General features: G+C 59.5%; 19 protein-coding genes and 1 pseudogene. 11 read left to right on the forward strand and 9 right to left on the reverse strand.

The window, feature by feature from the left end; genetic code table 11:
• Nucleotides 1–47: 47 nt before the first annotated feature.
• The 4 genes from ACP7E4_RS10760 to ACP7E4_RS10775 form a co-directional block, all read right to left on the reverse strand.
• On the reverse strand, nucleotides 48–1,211 hold the full coding sequence (locus tag ACP7E4_RS10760) for an EAL domain-containing protein (RefSeq protein WP_426114860.1): 1,164 nt from the start codon (nucleotides 1,209–1,211) through the stop codon (nucleotides 48–50).
• Between the two features lie 157 nt (nucleotides 1,212–1,368).
• Entirely contained in the window at nucleotides 1,369–1,710 is a 342-nt protein-coding gene (locus tag ACP7E4_RS10765) for a hypothetical protein (RefSeq protein WP_020290145.1), read from the reverse strand.
• On the reverse strand, nucleotides 1,707–2,096 hold the full coding sequence (locus tag ACP7E4_RS10770) for a phage holin family protein (RefSeq protein WP_426114857.1): 390 nt from the start codon (nucleotides 2,094–2,096) through the stop codon (nucleotides 1,707–1,709). Before ACP7E4_RS10770 ends, ACP7E4_RS10765 begins: the two co-directional genes overlap by 4 nt.
• A 5-nt stretch (nucleotides 2,097–2,101) precedes the next feature.
• Nucleotides 2,102–2,416: a DUF883 family protein gene (locus ACP7E4_RS10775; protein ID WP_426114855.1), complete on the reverse strand. Its 315-nt coding sequence runs from the start codon at nucleotides 2,414–2,416 to the stop codon at nucleotides 2,102–2,104.
• A gap of 351 nt (nucleotides 2,417–2,767) precedes the next feature.
• Between ACP7E4_RS10775 and ACP7E4_RS10780 the strand changes: the two genes are divergently transcribed.
• The 5 genes from ACP7E4_RS10780 to ACP7E4_RS10800 all read left to right on the forward strand — a co-directional run bounded on the left by ACP7E4_RS10780 (nucleotide 2,768) and on the right by ACP7E4_RS10800 (nucleotide 6,811).
• Nucleotides 2,768–3,976 (forward strand): ammonium transporter, encoded by a 1,209-nt coding sequence (locus tag ACP7E4_RS10780; protein WP_426114853.1) that lies wholly within the window; start codon nucleotides 2,768–2,770, stop codon nucleotides 3,974–3,976.
• Between the two features lie 115 nt (nucleotides 3,977–4,091).
• Nucleotides 4,092–4,712, forward strand: coding sequence for a hypothetical protein (locus ACP7E4_RS10785; protein ID WP_426114851.1), 621 nt, complete (start codon nucleotides 4,092–4,094; stop codon nucleotides 4,710–4,712).
• Nucleotides 4,713–4,808: 96 nt separating this feature from the next.
• Complete coding sequence (locus tag ACP7E4_RS10790; protein ID WP_426114849.1) at nucleotides 4,809–5,048, forward strand: glutaredoxin family protein; 240 nt, start codon at nucleotides 4,809–4,811, stop codon at nucleotides 5,046–5,048.
• A gap of 276 nt (nucleotides 5,049–5,324) precedes the next feature.
• Entirely contained in the window at nucleotides 5,325–5,846 is a 522-nt protein-coding gene (gene sodC / locus ACP7E4_RS10795) for a superoxide dismutase [Cu-Zn] SodC (protein ID WP_426114847.1), read from the forward strand.
• Nucleotides 5,847–5,920: 74 nt separating this feature from the next.
• Nucleotides 5,921–6,811 carry a pseudouridine synthase gene (locus tag ACP7E4_RS10800; RefSeq protein WP_426114845.1) on the forward strand — a complete coding sequence of 297 codons (891 nt, stop codon included), beginning with the start codon at nucleotides 5,921–5,923 and terminating at the stop codon, nucleotides 6,809–6,811.
• Between the two features lie 68 nt (nucleotides 6,812–6,879).
• Here the strand turns inward: ACP7E4_RS10800 and ACP7E4_RS10805 are convergent, their stop codons facing one another.
• Together ACP7E4_RS10805 and mobA are read right to left on the reverse strand one after the other, a co-directional pair.
• Nucleotides 6,880–7,104 carry a YgdI/YgdR family lipoprotein gene (locus ACP7E4_RS10805; protein WP_020290137.1) on the reverse strand — a complete coding sequence of 75 codons (225 nt, stop codon included), beginning with the start codon at nucleotides 7,102–7,104 and terminating at the stop codon, nucleotides 6,880–6,882.
• 97 nt (nucleotides 7,105–7,201) lie between these two features.
• The gene (gene mobA, locus ACP7E4_RS10810) at nucleotides 7,202–7,795 is read right to left on the reverse strand and encodes a molybdenum cofactor guanylyltransferase MobA (RefSeq protein WP_426114843.1); all 594 of its coding nucleotides are present in this window, start codon (nucleotides 7,793–7,795) and stop codon (nucleotides 7,202–7,204) included.
• Between the two features lie 78 nt (nucleotides 7,796–7,873).
• Between mobA and moaB the strand changes: the two genes are divergently transcribed.
• Nucleotides 7,874–8,413 (forward strand): molybdenum cofactor biosynthesis protein B, encoded by a 540-nt coding sequence (moaB, locus tag ACP7E4_RS10815; protein WP_020290135.1) that lies wholly within the window; start codon nucleotides 7,874–7,876, stop codon nucleotides 8,411–8,413.
• A gap of 6 nt (nucleotides 8,414–8,419) precedes the next feature.
• Complete coding sequence (glp, locus tag ACP7E4_RS10820) at nucleotides 8,420–9,622, forward strand: gephyrin-like molybdotransferase Glp (protein WP_426114841.1); 1,203 nt, start codon at nucleotides 8,420–8,422, stop codon at nucleotides 9,620–9,622.
• 71 nt (nucleotides 9,623–9,693) lie between these two features.
• Here the strand turns inward: glp and ACP7E4_RS10825 are convergent, their stop codons facing one another.
• Entirely contained in the window at nucleotides 9,694–11,502 is a 1,809-nt protein-coding gene (locus tag ACP7E4_RS10825) for a monovalent cation:proton antiporter-2 (CPA2) family protein (RefSeq protein WP_426114839.1), read from the reverse strand.
• A 209-nt stretch (nucleotides 11,503–11,711) separates the two neighbouring features.
• Here ACP7E4_RS10825 and ACP7E4_RS10830 point away from each other — a divergent pair, with 209 nt between their 5' ends.
• Nucleotides 11,712–11,900, forward strand: coding sequence for a hypothetical protein (locus ACP7E4_RS10830; RefSeq protein ID WP_426114837.1), 189 nt, complete (start codon nucleotides 11,712–11,714; stop codon nucleotides 11,898–11,900).
• A 24-nt stretch (nucleotides 11,901–11,924) separates the two neighbouring features.
• Here the strand turns inward: ACP7E4_RS10830 and ACP7E4_RS10835 are convergent, their stop codons facing one another.
• Complete coding sequence (locus ACP7E4_RS10835; protein WP_426224891.1) at nucleotides 11,925–12,140, reverse strand: hypothetical protein; 216 nt, start codon at nucleotides 12,138–12,140, stop codon at nucleotides 11,925–11,927.
• A gap of 28 nt (nucleotides 12,141–12,168) precedes the next feature.
• Here ACP7E4_RS10835 and ACP7E4_RS10840 point away from each other — a divergent pair.
• Nucleotides 12,169–12,303: pseudogene (locus ACP7E4_RS10840) on the forward strand (hypothetical protein); the annotation flags it as partial.
• Nucleotides 12,304–12,538: 235 nt separating this feature from the next.
• Nucleotides 12,539–14,911, forward strand: a complete 2,373-nt coding sequence (locus ACP7E4_RS10845; RefSeq protein WP_426114833.1) for an acylase — start codon at nucleotides 12,539–12,541, stop codon at nucleotides 14,909–14,911.
• Here the strand turns inward: ACP7E4_RS10845 and ACP7E4_RS10850 are convergent.
• On the reverse strand, nucleotides 14,908–15,933 hold the full coding sequence (locus tag ACP7E4_RS10850) for a FecR family protein (protein ID WP_426114831.1): 1,026 nt from the start codon (nucleotides 15,931–15,933) through the stop codon (nucleotides 14,908–14,910). The genes ACP7E4_RS10845 and ACP7E4_RS10850 overlap by 4 nt on opposite strands.
• 197 nt (nucleotides 15,934–16,130) lie before the next feature.
• Here ACP7E4_RS10850 and ACP7E4_RS10855 point away from each other — a divergent pair, with 197 nt between their 5' ends.
• Nucleotides 16,131–16,583, forward strand: a complete 453-nt coding sequence (locus ACP7E4_RS10855; protein WP_426114829.1) for a GNAT family N-acetyltransferase — start codon at nucleotides 16,131–16,133, stop codon at nucleotides 16,581–16,583.
• The last annotated feature ends 2 nt before the right edge of the window (nucleotides 16,584–16,585 follow it).

Genomic DNA, 16,585 nt, shown 5'->3' on the forward strand with positions numbered 1-16,585 from the left:
GCTTCCCGTTTCGCGACGCTGACAGCAAGTGGCGGGTGGGTATTGGTTTACATTCCCGCCGCATCCACATCAATGAGCAGCAAGCGCTGACCATTGTCGAAGAATTGGCCCGCCGTCAGGCAATACTGGTTGCTGGTAGCGTCGCGGTAAGTGTTCGACAGGCTCAGGCGTCGCTCATGCCATCCTTCAGCCAGCAAGTGGTAGAAGTAGGGCCGCCATGACCAGTTATGCCCAAGGTATCTGGCGTCCGAATGCCAGGCGCCGTTGCGCCATTCGAGGTTCGGCGTGAGTTGCGTTCCATGCCGGTCACATTGATAGAAACGCAGTAGCCAAGGGTAGTCGAGCAGTTTTGGCAAATCGCTGATCGGGCTCTGGTTTTCATCCCAGTGCTGCAGGATTGACATCAGGGTGGTCAGTTGCTGACGCAGGCTCATCAGCCTCGCGCGCTCAGCCACCTTGCGCAGTACATAGCGATCCCGCAACTCGGCGAATTGCGCGACAAATGCATCGGCCCGAAAGAACTCAAGTTCGCCCTGGGCGAAGAGGAAACCCTGTACATAACGTGAGCCGCACTCCAGGGCGAAATGCAATTCAGCCTCGGTTTCAACCCCTTCGGCGATGATCCAGCACCCGGTTTTCTCGGCCATCTGCGCCAGGGCTTTGACCACGTCGCTGCTGGGCCCGCCGCGCGCGGCCGCCTGGAACAGGCGCATGTCGAGCTTGAGGATGTCCGGCTGCAAGGCCAGCACGCGATCCAGTTGCGAATAGCCGGCACCGAAATCGTCAATGGCGATCCGCGCGCCCGCTTCACGGTAACGGCTGACGACCTCTGCGAGGCGTTGACTGTTGCCACCCAGTTCGGTGATTTCGAACACGATCCTTTCCGGCGCGATGCCGTGTTTTTTCAACTGCTTGAGACTGGGCAGCGGCTGATCGGGCCGCAGACGACTGATCCATCTGGGGGAAATGTTCAGGCTCAGGAACCAGTCATCGGGAGCCTCATGGAGCCGACTCAGTGCATCGTCGCGGATGATTCGGTCCAGGCGCCGCAACTCGGTGCCGGGCACCCTCGGATCGGCGAACAACGGGCCGACTGAGGTCAGGCGATTATCGCTTTGACGCAAACGGCCCAGGGCTTCAACACCAGCAATACGGCCAGTAGCGGTATCGATGAACGGCTGAAAGCAGGCAAGTGGTTGCCCATCGATCACATGGCCTCCTTAGTAGAGTTAAACGCTGGAAAAAGTTTTCGTCGGACAAACAAAAAGCGTCCAGTCAAGACAGAACCTTGAATGGACGCTTTAGGACTTGTAACAAGCTCGTTGCAAGAATGCAGCCAAACACATGCAACCCGGCATCAGGATGCCATCAGTGCTTGCGCGGCGGCCCCTGCAGGGCGAGGCGGATGACCGGCAGCAGGCTGACGCCCAGCTTGACAATCCGACTGAAGCCACCGCTGCGACCGCTTTTGGCGCCTTTGCCGCTGAGGAAACCCAGTAGCGTCACAACACCCATACCCCAGAGTGGCGCATGTTTGATGCCCAGGGTGCCTTGCCAGTTTTGCGTCATGCCACGAACGCGGCGCAGCGGCTGCAGCAGCTGGCTCGATTCCTGGCGGATCTCCTGGCGGTGCATTTCCATGCGCAGGCGGATAAGGGCTTTTTGCAGTTCACGGCGAGTATGCTTTTGATGGGATTCGGGCACGCTCATGGCATCAGTCGCTCACGGTCATTGGCCAGTTCTTCGAGGGTCGCGTTGAACGGCGAGGACTCGTCGAATATGGCGGCTTTTAAACGCATCGAACAAAACAGCGCGGCCAGGGTGTAGAACACGCAGAGGCCGATGATGCCGGCCAGCCGATAGCTGTCCCACAGCACAATCAGCAACAAGGCCGAGAGCCCGGTCAATAACAACAGCGCGAAAACCAGCGCAAGGCCGGCAAACAATAGGAGGCTCAAGGTGCGAGCTTTCTGTTCCTGTAGTTCTATGCCGAACAGCTCGACGTGGCTGTGCAGCAAACCCAGGAACGCCGCGCCCAATCGCCGTGGCGATGAGGTTTGGTCCTGTTCAGGACCGGATTCCGTTCCCAAAGCCATAGCCGTTAGCGCCTTGTAGCCAGCAGACCGATCAGGAAACCAACGCCGGCAGCGATGCCGACCGATTGCCATGGATTGGTCTGGACATAATCTTCGGTGGCCACTACGGCAGCCTGACCGCGCTCGCGCAGCGACTCTTCAGTGACTTTCAAGGTCTCGCGAGCCCGTGACAAACTTTCCTGAATCTGCCCACGCAACTCGTCTGCCTGTTCGCCAGCCAATGAGGCGGTATGGCTGAGCAGCTTTTCCGTGTCTGCGACCAGGAGTTGAAAATCGTTCATCAGGATTTCCTGGGCATTCTGTGCTGTTTGGCGGGACATAGTGTTCTCCGTTCAGTGGCGTATGGATGTTTCGAGTCCGACGAATTGCGGAAGGTTCATTTCAATTGCAGCGTGATCCGCATGCGGTGATTGGTACAGCTTTTGCTTCTTGCTGGTGCGCCATCCGCACCATTGCGCCGACTAAGAGCACAAAGGCAGCGGACGTGGCTAAAACCGGTATTTTCTTTCTAAAAACTCCCTGGGAAATCCTGAACCGCGCGTCAGGCATATCAATGACGCGCCAAAGCAGGTCGTGAGGCTTGTGGCGGTACAGAGCGACTGAACCACTTCAGTGCGCCGTCTGATATATCGCGCTGTTTTGGTGCCTTTCCGGCTTGCAGGCCTGCCTTGATGGATAACTTACAAAGCGCCGTTGACACATTGGTCCACAGTTCCAATACCCTGTTTTTGCTGCTCGGTGCGGTCATGGTTCTGGCCATGCACGCCGGTTTTGCATTCCTGGAAGTCGGCACTGTCCGCCACAAGAACCAGGTCAATGCCCTGGCGAAAATCCTCAGTGACTTTGCTGTCTCGACCCTTGCCTATTTCTTTATAGGCTACTGGATCTCCTACGGCGTCAGCTTTCTGCAGCCTGCTGCGGTGCTCAGTGCCGATCACGGCTATGTGCTGGTGAAATTCTTCTTCCTGTTGACGTTCGCCGCTGCTATTCCGGCGATCATTTCCGGCGGCATCGCCGAGCGTGCGCGGTTTGCGCCGCAGTTGTGCGCCACGGTATTGATCGTTGCGTTCATCTATCCGTTCTTTGAAGGCATGGTCTGGAACGGCAATTTCGGCCTGCAGCGTTGGCTGGCCTCGTCCTTTGGCGCGAGTTTCCATGATTTCGCCGGTTCTGTCGTGGTTCATGCCATGGGCGGCTGGCTGGCGCTGGCTGCGGTGTTGCTGCTCGGGCCGCGAAACGGACGTTATCGGGAAGGACGTCTGGTGGCTTATCCACCTTCGAGTATCCCGTTTCTGGCGCTTGGGTCGTGGATTCTGATTGTCGGCTGGTTCGGCTTCAACGTGATGAGCGCCCAGACCTTGCAAGGCGTCAGCGGACTGGTGGCGGTCAACTCATTGATGGCCATGGTCGGCGGCACGGTCGCGGCATTGATTGTCGGCCGCAACGACCCGGGCTTTCTGCATAACGGCCCCCTGGCCGGGTTGGTGGCAATCTGCGCGGGTTCGGACCTGATGCATCCCATCGGCGCATTGATCACCGGCGTTATCGCTGGCGCGTTGTTCGTCTGGTGTTTCACCGCCGCACAAGTGCGCTGGAAAATCGACGACGTGTTGGGCGTGTGGCCGTTGCATGGTCTGTGCGGCGTCTGGGGCGGCATCGCCTGCGGCATCTTCGGCCAGGCGGCGCTTGGCGGGTTGGGCGGCGTGAGCCTGATCAGTCAGTTGATCGGCACCGGCCTCGGTGTGCTGGTGGCGCTGCTCGGCGGCTTCGCCGTTTACGGCGCGATCAAGCTGATCATTGGTCTACGGCTGAGCCAGGAACAGGAGTATTACGGTGCCGACCTGTCGATTCACAAGATCGGCGCAGTGAGTCAGGACTGAGCGTCAATCGCCGGGAGTGAGCGCGATCCTGCCAATGTGAAAATCTGCTGGCAGGAGAGGCGGCCGTTCTGCTCTTATAGGCGTCCAGGCTAGCCACTGCGGGGACCCATTCACGATGAATCTCCAAACCCTCACGCCCTACGGCGGCATCACCGTGATGCTGCCTGCCGTACTGGTGATTACCGCGTGGTTATGGACCACCCGTTCGCACCGGTCAGCGCTGCTGTGGATCGCAACGGTGGTGGTGGCGTATTCAATCGTGATTACCAGCAAGATCCTGTTCAAGGGCTGGGGCGTGGCCCTCGAAAGCCTGGGTATTTACGTATTCAGCGGCCACGCGATGAATACCTGCCTGGTGCTCATCGTCGGCTTGAGTCTGTTGGCGCGGCAACTGCACCAGGCTCTGCGCTGGCCGGCAGCGGCGCTGGGATTGACCCTGGGCTGGGGGTTCAGCATTTTTTGCGTAGCGCCTTTCATCCACCCACTGCCGGAAGCAATTGCCGGCGCCTTGGTGGGTTCGCTCGCGGCCCTGGTGTTTCTCTTCGGGCTGGAAAATATCCGCTCCGGGAGAATCCCGTCCTCCGCGCTGGTGGCCGGATTGCTCTTGATTGCTTTCAGTTCGACCACGACCAAGTACACCGCCGAGTCCTTGCTGGATCGTATTTCGATGAAAATGTCCGGCGCCGACGCGGCATTCCGGGCGCCGGACTGGCGTACTCCGGCCGAACCTTTGTAAGAGAGCCGATTCAGGTTCTGATATTCATGTACATGGCTCGACGACTATGCCACGCGAGCCTAAAATAACTGCCCGTTTCCCCTTGAGGGCCTTGCCATGCCTCCGGAATGCCAGCTGTTCGGTACCTTGGGTTGCCATTTATGCGAAGTCGCTGAAGCCGAGTTGTTGCCGCTGGTTGAGCATGGTTTGCTGGTTGAATTGGTGGACATCGGCGAGAACGAAGGGCTGATCGAGGATTACGGGCTGCGCATTCCCGTCCTGCGACGTGTGGATACCGGCGCAGAGCTGGACTGGCCGTTCGATGCCGAGCAGATCGTGACGTTTTTGCGTAAGTGACTGCTGAGAGGGAAGCATGATCCTCTAGGACATGCTCTAGCCGGGAAGTCGCTCTCCCGGCTAAAGCCGGTCTTACAAGAGGTGTTGGCGTGCCTTAGTGTTGCAAAACATGAAATAGGCCGATCAAACTTTGACCTGATGGGCCAGGTTCCCTAGGCTTCGAGAATCTTTGACGGGTGAGAGCAGGACAAAAACGCAGTACACCTTTCATCTGCGCAGCGAAACGCCTGGCGTTTTTGCCTGCCATCCCCACGTCTCGAATGAACTGGAGAACTGATGAAATCTTATCTATGGCTTGGCTTGATTGGCGCTGCATCCCTTAACAGTGCCTTCGCCGAAACCCGCTCGGTACCCATGAACCTGGTCAGCGCGACTGACGCGCCTCAGCCCATCGGCGAGGTCATCATCAGCGAAACACCGTACGGCCTGTTGTTCACTCCCAATCTGAAAGCACTGCCCGCCGGCGTGCATGGCTTCCATGTGCATGCCAACGCCAGTTGTGAAGCTGCCATGAAGGACGGGGTCAAGGTTGCCGCCGAGGCTGCGGGCGGCCATTTTGATCCAGGCAAGACCGGCAAGCACCTGGGACCATACGCCGAAGGGCATCTTGGGGACCTTCCGGCAATCTATGTCAGCGCAGACGGCATGGCGATCTACCCGGTGCTGGCGCCTCGTTTGAAGAAGCTTTCCCAGGTCAAGAATCACGCGCTGATGATCCATGCCGGTGCCGATAATCATGCAGATGTACCCAAACCTTTGGGCGGCGGGGGCGAACGCATGGCCTGCGGGGTGATCTGATCCAGGCTTCGGCGCGCTGGGTTCTGAACCGGGCTTGAGCGATAATGCCGCGCCAGTCAACCAAGAGCCCGCGCATGTCCGATCCCGTTTTTTCCGCCGCCGACAGTCAGGCCAGCACCCTTTATCTGCCTCCGGGCTCATGGTCAACGGTGCTGGATTGTCTGTGCGCACACTTCAAGGCCATCAGCCGCGAGCAATGGCTGGATCGCATGGCGCGCGGTCGGGTGCTGGATGCTCAGGGCGCGCCGATTGCGCCCGGCCTCGCTTACCGGGAAGGCCTGCGGATTCACTATTTCCGCGAAGTGCCCAACGAAACGCCAATCCCGGTGGTGGAGTCGATTCTGTACGCCGACGAGCATCTGGTGGTGGCGGACAAACCGCATTTCTTGCCGGTAACTCCGGCCGGTGAATACGTTGAGCAAACGCTGTTGCGCCGCCTGATCCGGCGTCTGGACAATCCGGATCTGGTGCCGCTGCATCGTATCGATCGGCACACCGCAGGCCTGGTGCTGTTTTCCGCCAACAAGCAGACGCGCTCGGCTTATCAGTCGCTGTTTCCCACGCGCAAGATCGACAAGCGTTATGAGGCTATCGCTGCGGCCTTGCCTGGCGTGGATTTTCCCTTGCTGCACAAGACCCGACTCATCGAGGGCGAACCGTTTTTCCGTATGCAGGAAGGACCGGGCACCAGCAATACCGAAACCCGGATTGAAGTCTGCGAGCAAAATGGCGATCTGTGGCGCTATGGACTTTATCCGGTGACGGGCAAGAAGCATCAGTTGCGGGTACACATGGCGGCGCTGGGTGCGGGGATCTGCAACGATCCGTTTTATCCCGACGTCATCAAGGATGCCGTGGACGATTACAGCCGACCGCTGAAACTTCTGGCGCAAAGCCTGCGTTTCATTGATCCATTGAGCGGTGAGCCGAGATTATTCGAGAGTCAGATCAAGCTGGACTGGTAGACAGGTTGTCCAGACGCAAAAAAAAACCCGCACCTGGCGGGTTTTTCAGCAACTGGATCACGTCGTCATCAAAGGTCTTTGACGGTACGCACTTGATCCTTGTTGACGCGGGTTTCTTTGCCATCGAGTTGCTTGAATTCGTAGAAACCCGACTCTTCATCGTATTTAGGGGTATCGACAGCCTGGATTTCGCGGCCGTCAGTCAAGGTGATCACAGTGGGCGAGGCGCAGCCGGCGAGGGAGGCGAGGCTCAATGCAAGCAGAAAGGCAGCGGGAAGGGTCCGTTGTTTCATTACTGTGTCTCCAGAGGATTCTTTTGATTAACTGACGTTCAGACGTACGCGCCGCCAGCAAGTTCCGTGAATAGTAACCCTTGTGGGGCGCACGAGGTCAAACGGTGATCCGCGTCAACAGATCCGGGGTGTTGAAGTTCGCCAGGCGAGGATCGCCTGCCGCACACTGCACGGCAACCGGCTGCAACGGCTCCATGGCCCGGCGCGGGCTGCGTTCGCCGGCCTGCCAGGCCGCTTCGAAGGCTGCGGCATGCCGGGTGGGGATGATACACAGCAACGGCTGCCAGTGTTCACCATCACGCACCATTACCGGCTGATCAGGGTGCGCAAATGCCGTTTCACGCAGCGCTTGCAACAACTCGCCGTCAATCAGTGGAACATCGCAAGGCAGCACCAACAGGAAGTCATGCCGGGCCACGGTCAACGCTGCGCGAATGCCAGCGAGTGGCCCGTTGAAATCAGCGTTGTTGTCCTGCACCAATTGATCAGCGTAGTGCGCGTACTGATCGAGGTTGCGATTGCAGGAAATGATCAGATCATCGGTCAATGGTCGTGTCAGGCGCTGAAGGTGCTGGATCAATGGTTCGCCGCGCCATTCGATCAGGCCTTTGTCGCGCCCGCCCATGCGCTGACCCTGGCCGCCGGCCAGCAGCAGGATCGAGCAGGGTGGGAGGGGAGCGGAACCGGACATGGCAGACTTAACCGAGGCAGTGAAAAGGAGTGCTGTGATATAACACCGGGCTGTTTCCTCGACAACTGGATTGAGCCTATGAAAGCCAAGGCTGACACACCTTTCGTGCCCTTGAATATCGCTGTCCTCACCGTCAGCGACACCCGCTCCCGCGAAACCGATACCTCCGGCCAGATGTTTGTCGACCGCCTAACCGAGGCCGGTCACAACCTGATCGAGCGCGTACTGCTCAAGGATGACCTGTACAAGATTCGCGCCCAGGTAGCGACCTGGATCGCCGATGATGAGGTGCAGGTCGTGTTGATTACGGGCGGCACCGGCTTCACCGGGCGCGACAGCACGCCAGAAGCCGTGGGCTGCCTGCTGGACAAGCAAGTTGATGGTTTCGGCGAGCTGTTCCGGCAGATTTCCGTGCCTGACATTGGCACTTCGACTATCCAGTCTCGTGCCCTGGCAGGCCTGGCCAATGGCACGCTGGTGTGCTGTCTGCCGGGCTCGACCAACGCGGTGCGCACCGGTTGGGACGGGATTCTCGCCCAGCAGCTGGATTCGCGTTTTCGCCCGTGCAACTTCGTGCCGCACCTCAAGCAGGCCGAGCCCTGCGCAACGCGTGGGTAGCCGTTCATGAACAAACCCTTGATGCCGGTTGAAGACGCGCTCGCGCGTCTGCTGGAAATGGCTGCGGCCACGCCCATTACCGAACGTGAACGGGTGCCGTTGGCCAACGCGCAGGGTCGTGTACTGGCGGTGGATCTGATCTCCACGCTGGACCTGCCGCCATGGCCAAACAGCGCCATGGACGGTTATGCGCTGCGCCTCGCTGACTGGGCTGGGGAACCACTAAAGGTCAGTCAGCGGATTTTCGCCGGCCAGGCCCCCGAACCCCTGACGCCCGGCACCTGTGCGCGGATCTTCACCGGCGCTCCGGTTCCGCAGGGTGCCGATTGTGTCGAGATGCAGGAAAACGCTGTGGTGCAGGCCGATGAGCGGGTTGCGTTTATCGAACCGTTGCTCGCCGGGCAGAATATCCGCCCTCAGGGCCAGGAAACCCGCGTTGGCGATAAGGTGCTGGCAGCCGGGACTCGTCTCGGTCCCATCGAACTGGGACTGACGGCTTCCCTCGGCCTGGCCGAAGTTGACGTGATCCGCCGGGTGCGCGTGGCGGTGTTGTCCACTGGCGACGAGTTGATCGAGCCGGGACAGCCATTGGGGCCAGGGCAGATCTACAACAGCAATCGCGTGCTGTTATGCAGTTGGCTCAAGCGTCTGGAATGCGAAGTCATCGACGCCGGTATTCTTCCGGATGATCTGGAAAAGACCCGCACAGCCCTGACCGCGCTCAATGATGTGGACCTGATTCTTTCCACCGGTGGCGTCTCCGTCGGCGAGGCTGATTTTCTCGGTCATGCACTGCGCGAGGAGGGCGAGTTGTCCCTCTGGAAACTGGCGATCAAACCCGGAAAACCGCTGACATTCGGCCATTTCCGAGGCGTGCCGGTGATCGGTCTGCCGGGCAACCCCGCTTCGACCCTGGTCACCTTTGCCCTGTTGGCCCGGCCTTACCTGCTGCGTCGTCAGGGTGTGCAAGACGTTACGCCGCTGCAATTCCCCGTGCCTGCCGGATTCGCCTGGACCCGGCCGGGCCATCGTCGCGAATATCTGCGCGGGCGTCTTGAGCAAGGTCGTGCGGTGTTTTACCGCAACCAGAGTTCAGGTGTTTTGCGCAGCGCCGCCTGGGCCGACGGGCTGATCGAAGTCCTGGAAGAGCGCACCTTTGCCGAAGGCGAATGGGTCAATTTCATTCCATTGAGTGAAGTCTTGGGCTGAGACTCTGATGCTGGCCGCTGTTCCCAGGGCAAGTAACTTCCCTTGGGAACAGCGGTGAGAGTGAGCTTGTGTCAGTCCTTGACTGACTCTTCCTCGCGCCGATCCGCATCGAACAGTTGCTCAAGTTCCTTGCGCGCTTCCCGCGCCGTTTGCAGCACTTTGGCTGCATCGTCATAAACCAGATGCTGCGCGGCGAGCACCTGTTCGTCATGGCGTTTGAAGCGATTGATCCGCGCGTCAGCCTGGGCCTGGCTCAAGCCCAGGCCGAGCAGGGTCTGGCGGCTCATTTCCAGGCTGGAATAGAAGGTTTCCCGAACGGCCTGGGCGCCAACGTCAATCAGCCGATGCACATGCTGGCGGTTACGCGCCCTGGCAATGATTTTCATGTTGGGGTACAGCTTGCGCACCAGTTCGGCGGTCTTGATATTGGTGTCCGGATCGTCGGTGGCGATGACGAAAAACTCGGCCTGATCGACCTTCGCCGCACGCAGGATTTCCGGGCGCAGCGGGTCGCCATAAAACACCGGTACATTGCCGAAACTGCGGGAAAACTCGATCGATTCCACGGCGGTATCCAGTGCCACAAAAGGAACGTTCTGCGCCCGCAGGATACGCGCCACGATCTGGCCCATGCGACCCATCCCGGCGATCACCACCCGAGGCGAATCGGTGGTGATGTCCTTGTATTCGTCAGGAACTTCGATAACCACTTTCTTCGGCTTGAGCCAGCGAGCAATGGCCAGTAGCAACAAGGGCGTCATGGCCATCGACAAGGTGATGGTCAGTACGAGAATGTCGTACAGCCGGGCATCGAACAGGCCTTGATCGCTGCCGATCTTGAACACCACGAAGGCAAACTCACCGCCAGCCGCGAGCACGATACCCAGGCGCAAGGCGCTCTGTTTGCCCAAACCGCCCGCCAGGCGGCCGACCAGAAACAGCAGCGGCAGCTTGATGAACACCAACAACAGGGTCAGTCCCAGGACGATGGCAGGCTCGCTGAGCAACAAACTGAGATTGGCGCCCATGCCGACACTCATGAAAAACAGCCCCAGCAGCAAACCCTTGAAGGGCTCGATCTGCGATTCAAGTTCGTGACGGTATTCCGAATCGGCGAGCAGCAGCCCGGCGAGGAATGCGCCCAGGGCCATGGACACTCCGACTTGATCCATCAACCAGGCGGTGCCGATGACCACCAGCAAGGCCGTCGCCGTGGACACTTCCTGGATTTTGGTCTTGGCGACAATACGAAACACCGGGCGTAGCAGGTAGCGGCCGCCGACCACGACAATCGCGATACTGCCCAATACGCGCAGGCCGTGATTCAGGCCTTCGCTGGCGCTGAGGTTGTGATCGGAGCCCGCGAGGAACGGCACCATGGCGATCAAGGGGATCGCGGCAATGTCCTGAAACAGCAGGATGGCGAACGCCAGTCGCCCATGGGGCAGGTTGAGCTCCTTGCGTTCGGCCAGGCTTTGCAGGCCGAATGCGGTGGACGACAGCGCCAGGCCGAGACCCAGCACCACAGCGGTATTCAGCGGTTGGCCGAACGCCAGCAGCGCGACGCCGCCGATGATCAGACCCGTCAGCAACACCTGGGCCAGGCCTACGCCGAAAACCGATTTGCGCATCACCCATAAACGTTTTGGCGAAAGCTCAAGGCCGATGATGAACAGCAGCAGCACCACGCCGAGCTCGGAAATGTGGCTGACGCTTTCGGGATTGCCGATCAGCCCCAGCACCGACGGGCCAATAATGACGCCAGCGAACAGATAGCCGAGCACTGCGCCCAGTTGCAACCGCTTGGCCAATGGAACGGTCAAAACCGCGGCAAGCAAAAACACGACTGCGGCCTGTAACAGGCTGCCTTCATGGGGCATGGTGAACTCCTTGGCATCTAGCGAAAGGTCAGCTGATCGACCTTGAATAGACCGCCATTAAACCATGTGCAGGCTACGGTTCGTTGTCTGGATGTGCTGTGACATCCGTCAAGGGAAGTGGCTGGGCGATGTAACGCGACGCGCATGGGCGTAATATGGGCGCGCATTTGGCGACGAATGCCGTCCATGAAGAATTCAGGAAACCCGCAATGACCAATAAACAGCGTTTGATGTATTCCATTCTGATTGCTTTGAGCGTGCTGGCGATCATGTTGGGTCTGTCGCATTTGCAGACCATCGGGGTGATTACCGAACAGACCTTTCAATACATTGCCATCACCGTTGCCATTCTGGTGGTGGTCATCAATGGCTTCATGCGGCGCAAGGTCAAACGCTAAAGGCGTGTGGGGCGGGCGCGCCGATCATTCGGCGGGCTTGCCCGGCTCGTTCAACCGTTGCCAGGCGCGCGGATGCAGGCTGTAGCTTTTGTCGGCGTTGAGGTGAATGACGCCTTCATCGCACAGACGCTTGAGCACTTCGCGCACGCTCAGGAACGACAGCGGGATATCCAGCTTCAGCAGCTGGCTGTGAACGCCACGCACGCCCAATGCGTGCCCTTCGCCAGTGGCCGTCAGCAAGGCGTCCAGGACTTTCAGACGGACCAGACTGGTGCGCAGGCCGAAACTTTTAAGCAGCTGTCGGATGGGCTCATTGCCTGGACGTTCCGCATCCGACGTAGCGGCAGGTGTCTGTGCTGCGACGGCTGATTGGCGAAGCATCGTTCGAGTAGTGGTTGCGTGACGATTAAACATGCGCAAATTCCTTTTCAGGCCCTTCTTGTGATCTATCTCCTTAATAAGACGAATGAGCGCGAGAAATCCTCAGCCTGAAATGCAAAAAACTTCCTGAATGCAGATGACGTCATGCTTTGCCCAAGGCATGGCTGGCTAAATTTTCCGGATCGGCTTCGTTTAATGGGGGCGACAAGCGGCGGCGAGCTCGCGCCTGCCGGTCAGCCAAGCCATCAGGAGTCAGAGTGATCATTTCCAAGCGGATGCCGACGATTTGCGTTTCAGGGCTGTTGTTCTGCCTGAGTTTTACCGTGCAGGCCCAGGCGCCCGCAGGGCACGCCAGCGCTGAGATACGCCGCACGGCATTTGGCGTGCCGCACATACGCGCCAACGACGAACGGGGTCTGGGCTTCGGTATTGGTTACGCCTATGCCCAGGACAATCTGTGCCTGCTGGCCAATGAAGTGGTGACGGTCAATGGCGAGCGCTCGCGCTTTTTTGGTCCGGACAAACAAACCCTTGAACAGCGCAATAACCTGACCAGCGATGTGTTCTTCCAGGGCTTGAACAGCCCGCAGGCGGTCGGCGCGTTCTGGAAGGCGCAAACGCCGCAGGTGCGTCAATTGGTCGAGGGTTACGTCGCAGGCTACAACCGTTATCTGGCCGAAATCCGCGAGAAAAACGGGCAGGGCCAATGTCTGCAGGCGGCCTGGTTACGGCCGATCACGCCCGAGGATCTGGTCAAGCTGACCCGTCGCCTGCTGGTCGAAGGTGGCCTCGGGCAATTTGCCGAGGCGGTGGCTGGCGCGGTTCCGCCCAGTGTGGCGAAGCAGGCAAGCATTGCCGACAAGGAATTCGAGGTCGCCGAAGCCAACATGCAGAGCTTCGCCTTCGAGCGCGGCAGCAATGCGGTTGCCATCGGCAGCGAGCGTTCCGCCAACGGCCGCGGCATGCTATTGGCCAACCCGCACTTTCCCTGGGTGGGCGGCATGCGCTTCTATCAGATGCACCTGACCATTCCCGGCAAACTCGACGTCATGGGCGCCTCGCTACCCGGCCTGCCGCTGATCAATATCGGCTTCAGTCAACACCTGGCCTGGACCCACACCGTGGACGCGTCGAAGCATTTCACCTTGTATCGCCTCAAGCTGGACCCCAAGGACCCGACCCGTTACCTGGTCGATGGCCAATCCCGGGCCATGCTCAAGACCACCGTCAATGTCGCGGCGACGGACAAGGACGGCAAACCTTCGCAGCAATCCCGAGACCAGTATCGTTCGGAGTTCGGCCCCATCGTGCAATGGCCGGGCAAGCTGGACTGGAATCGTGAATATGCCTACAGCCTGCGCGACGCAAACCAGACCAATGATCGGGTATTGCAGCAGTGGTATTCGATGAATCAGGCGACCAGTCTTGCCGCCTTGCAAGCTTCGTTGCAGAAAATCCAGGGCATCCCGTGGGTCAACACGGTCGCGGTGGATGATCGTGGGCAGGCGCTGTACATGAATTACGCGGTGGTGCCCAACGTCACCGCGCAGAAGCTGGCGCAATGCAGTGACCCGACCGCGGGGCAGGACATGATCGTGCTCGACGGCTCGCGCAGTGTCTGCGCCTGGGACAACGCCAAAGGTGCGGCGCAAGCGGGCATCTTCCCGGCCTCGGCTTTGCCCAGCCTTGCGCGCAACGATTACCTGCAAAACTCCAATGACTCGGCGTGGATGACCAATCCGGCGCAGCCGCTGACCGGCTTTTCGCCGCTGATCAGCCGTGACGCCGTGCCGCTTGGCATGCGAGCGCGGTTTGCCGTCGAGCGTCTGCGTGATGTGCAGCAGGCCGGCAAGCAGGCAGACAAGATAGGAATCGCCGATCTGCAGGCAATGGTCATGGATAACCGCGTTTACATGGCCGAGGCCGAAGGCGGCGCCCTGCTCGATGATGTACTGCAATTCTGTGCCGGCTATTCAGGGGCGGATGTGGCGACGATCAAGGCGGTCTGCACCAGCCTCGCCAAATGGGATCGCAGCGCCAACCTGGAAGCGGGTATCGGCTTTGTGCATTTCCAGAATCTCGCCAAGGCATTGCAGAAGGTGCCGAACGCATGGCGCATCGCATTCGACCCTGCCAATCCGCTGCATACCCCGCGAGGCCTGGACATCAGCCAACCGGCGGTAGGTGAAGCGTTGCATGCTGCGTTATTGGCCTCGGCCGAGCAGCTGGAAAAAGCCGGTCTGGGCAGCGACAGTCATTGGCGGGATGTTCAGGTCTCGACCGTGGGCGCGCAGCAGACGCCGATCCATGGTGGGCCGTCAGTGCTGGGTATCTACAACGCGATGACCGCGATACCGCGCAACGATGGCAAGCGCGAAGTGGTCAGCGGCAGCAGCTATTTGCAGGTGGTGACGTTCGACGAACGTGGACCTCAAGCCCTGGGACTGCTGGCGTCATCGGAGTCCAGCAACCCTGACTCGCTCCACAGCAACGACCAGACCCGGGCATTTTCCGATAAGCGCTGGGGCGAATTGCCGTTCACCGAACAGCAGATCGAGCAGGACCCGGAGTATCGCGTGCAAATCATCAAGGAAGGGCAGCGCCAAGACGGGCGAGCGTCAGGCGGCTAGCCTTTGGGCATCCCGGCGGGGCGTCTGTTGATGACCGGGTTGCCTTGAGAGTTGTGGGTCAGGAACACCGGCAATACTTTGGGCAGGGACGCCAGCAGGCTGGCCATGTCGCCGGTGTTGTAACTGCCGCCGAGGCGGATTGCACCCGTGGCGCTGTCCGCCAGCAGGATCGGCTGGGGCAGATAGCGATTGATCAGTGGCAGTGCCTGATGCAGCGGCAGGTTGTTGATCACCAGCTTGCCACTGCGCCAGGCCAGGCTGGTGTCGTTGGCATAGGTTTCACTGATCTGCGGCTGGAAGTCGCCGGTTTTGTAGCTGGCCTGCATGCCTGGGTCCAGGTGCATGCCGATGCCCGGTTGTGAGGCATTGCTGGTGACCTGCACCGAGCCGTCAACCAGCATCACTTTGACTTGATCCTGATACATCCAGACATTGAAGCGGGTGCCGGTCACGGTAACGCTGCCCGCGCCTGCCTTCACCACAAATGGATGCTGGCGGTCGTGGCTGACCTCAAAGAACGCTTCGCCTTTGTTCAGCGTCACGCTGCGGCGGTCCTTGTAGTTGGCGAAGGTCAGTTCAGTGCCCAGATTCAACTCCACCCGACTGCCATCGGCAAGGGTAATCAAGCGAGTTGTGTCCTGTGCCTGGTAAGCGTCGTAAGCATTGGGCAGCCAGCCCTGACTCCAGCCGATATACCCCGCCGTCGGCAAAGCCAGCAGTGCAACGGCCGCTGCTGCAGCATACGCGCGCCAGCGAGGGGAGGTGCGCATCGGGGCGACATCCAGCATATCGACGTTGCCCGATACCGGTGCAGAATTGATCGGCGTGATCGCCTCGGAGACATCCCAGATTTCCAGCACCGCCTCGTATTCAACGGCATGCAGCGGATGCGCGCTCAACCAATGCTCGAACGCCCGACGTTCCTGGGCGGTGCAATCGCTGGCGTGCAGCCGCATACACCAGTGCGCAGCGGCATCGGTGATGGCATCGTATTCGGCTTCGCTAAGAATGGGATCGCTCATTGGCACTCCGGTAGAGCCTGCATTCTACCTCTGCGCAGGAGTCGACGAGAACAGGCATGGCGTTTGAATATCAATGTCCTACAGTATTTTCCCGTAACAGAGCACGATTCCCATTCCCGTATGGCCAGCAACGCTATTTACTCGAACTGCCGAGCCGCCTAGGCTGCCGGTCGTCATCATTTTTGAAGGAGCAACGAGTGAGCCTGAGTATCGAAACGACTTTGAATCCCACAGAGCAGGATTGCCTGGGGATCCTTACGCCACTGCGTGCCTATAACGTTTCCCAGGCCGGCGATGCCGGCGCGGAAAAATTCGCGCTGCTGGTGCGTGACGACATCAGCAGTGAAGTGCTCGGCGGGCTGTCCGGCAAATTGCTCTATCGGTGGATGTTCATCGAACTGCTGGCTGTGCCGGAACAGGCGCGCGGGCAGGGACTTGGGTCGCGCCTGATGAAAATGGCCGAGGAGCTGGCGCTGGAAAAAAATTGCGTCGGGATCTGGCTCGACACCTTCGACTTTCAGGCGCCTGAGTTCTACCGCCGTCTTGGTCTTACCGAGTTCGCAACCCTGCCTGATTATCCGCCGGGTCATCAGCGATTCTTTTTCCAGAAACGCCTGGGTCTCGCCGGAGCGCCCGGTTTACCTGCCTGAAG

It is taken from the genome of Pseudomonas sp. DSP3-2-3 (assembly GCF_049898225.1).
GTDB lineage: Bacteria > Pseudomonadota > Gammaproteobacteria > Pseudomonadales > Pseudomonadaceae > Aquipseudomonas.

Excerpts from the sequence above, each read along its gene's own strand:
- ACP7E4_RS10765 (WP_020290145.1), bottom strand. The coding sequence starts at position 1,710 with ATGAGCGTGCCCGAATCCCATCAAAAGCATACTCGCCGTGAACTGCAA.
- ACP7E4_RS10770 (WP_426114857.1), bottom strand. The coding sequence starts at position 2,096 with ATGGCTTTGGGAACGGAATCCGGTCCTGAACAGGACCAAACCTCATCG.
- ACP7E4_RS10775 (WP_426114855.1), bottom strand. The coding sequence starts at position 2,416 with ATGTCCCGCCAAACAGCACAGAATGCCCAGGAAATCCTGATGAACGAT.
- ACP7E4_RS10780 (WP_426114853.1), top strand. The coding sequence starts at position 2,768 with ATGGATAACTTACAAAGCGCCGTTGACACATTGGTCCACAGTTCCAAT.
- ACP7E4_RS10785 (WP_426114851.1), top strand. The coding sequence starts at position 4,092 with ATGAATCTCCAAACCCTCACGCCCTACGGCGGCATCACCGTGATGCTG.
- ACP7E4_RS10790 (WP_426114849.1), top strand. The coding sequence starts at position 4,809 with ATGCCTCCGGAATGCCAGCTGTTCGGTACCTTGGGTTGCCATTTATGC.
- sodC (WP_426114847.1), top strand. The coding sequence starts at position 5,325 with ATGAAATCTTATCTATGGCTTGGCTTGATTGGCGCTGCATCCCTTAAC.
- ACP7E4_RS10800 (WP_426114845.1), top strand. The coding sequence starts at position 5,921 with ATGTCCGATCCCGTTTTTTCCGCCGCCGACAGTCAGGCCAGCACCCTT.
- ACP7E4_RS10805 (WP_020290137.1), bottom strand. The coding sequence starts at position 7,104 with ATGAAACAACGGACCCTTCCCGCTGCCTTTCTGCTTGCATTGAGCCTC.
- mobA (WP_426114843.1), bottom strand. The coding sequence starts at position 7,795 with ATGTCCGGTTCCGCTCCCCTCCCACCCTGCTCGATCCTGCTGCTGGCC.
- moaB (WP_020290135.1), top strand. The coding sequence starts at position 7,874 with ATGAAAGCCAAGGCTGACACACCTTTCGTGCCCTTGAATATCGCTGTC.
- glp (WP_426114841.1), top strand. The coding sequence starts at position 8,420 with ATGAACAAACCCTTGATGCCGGTTGAAGACGCGCTCGCGCGTCTGCTG.
- ACP7E4_RS10825 (WP_426114839.1), bottom strand. The coding sequence starts at position 11,502 with ATGCCCCATGAAGGCAGCCTGTTACAGGCCGCAGTCGTGTTTTTGCTT.
- ACP7E4_RS10830 (WP_426114837.1), top strand. The coding sequence starts at position 11,712 with ATGACCAATAAACAGCGTTTGATGTATTCCATTCTGATTGCTTTGAGC.
- ACP7E4_RS10850 (WP_426114831.1), bottom strand. The coding sequence starts at position 15,933 with ATGAGCGATCCCATTCTTAGCGAAGCCGAATACGATGCCATCACCGAT.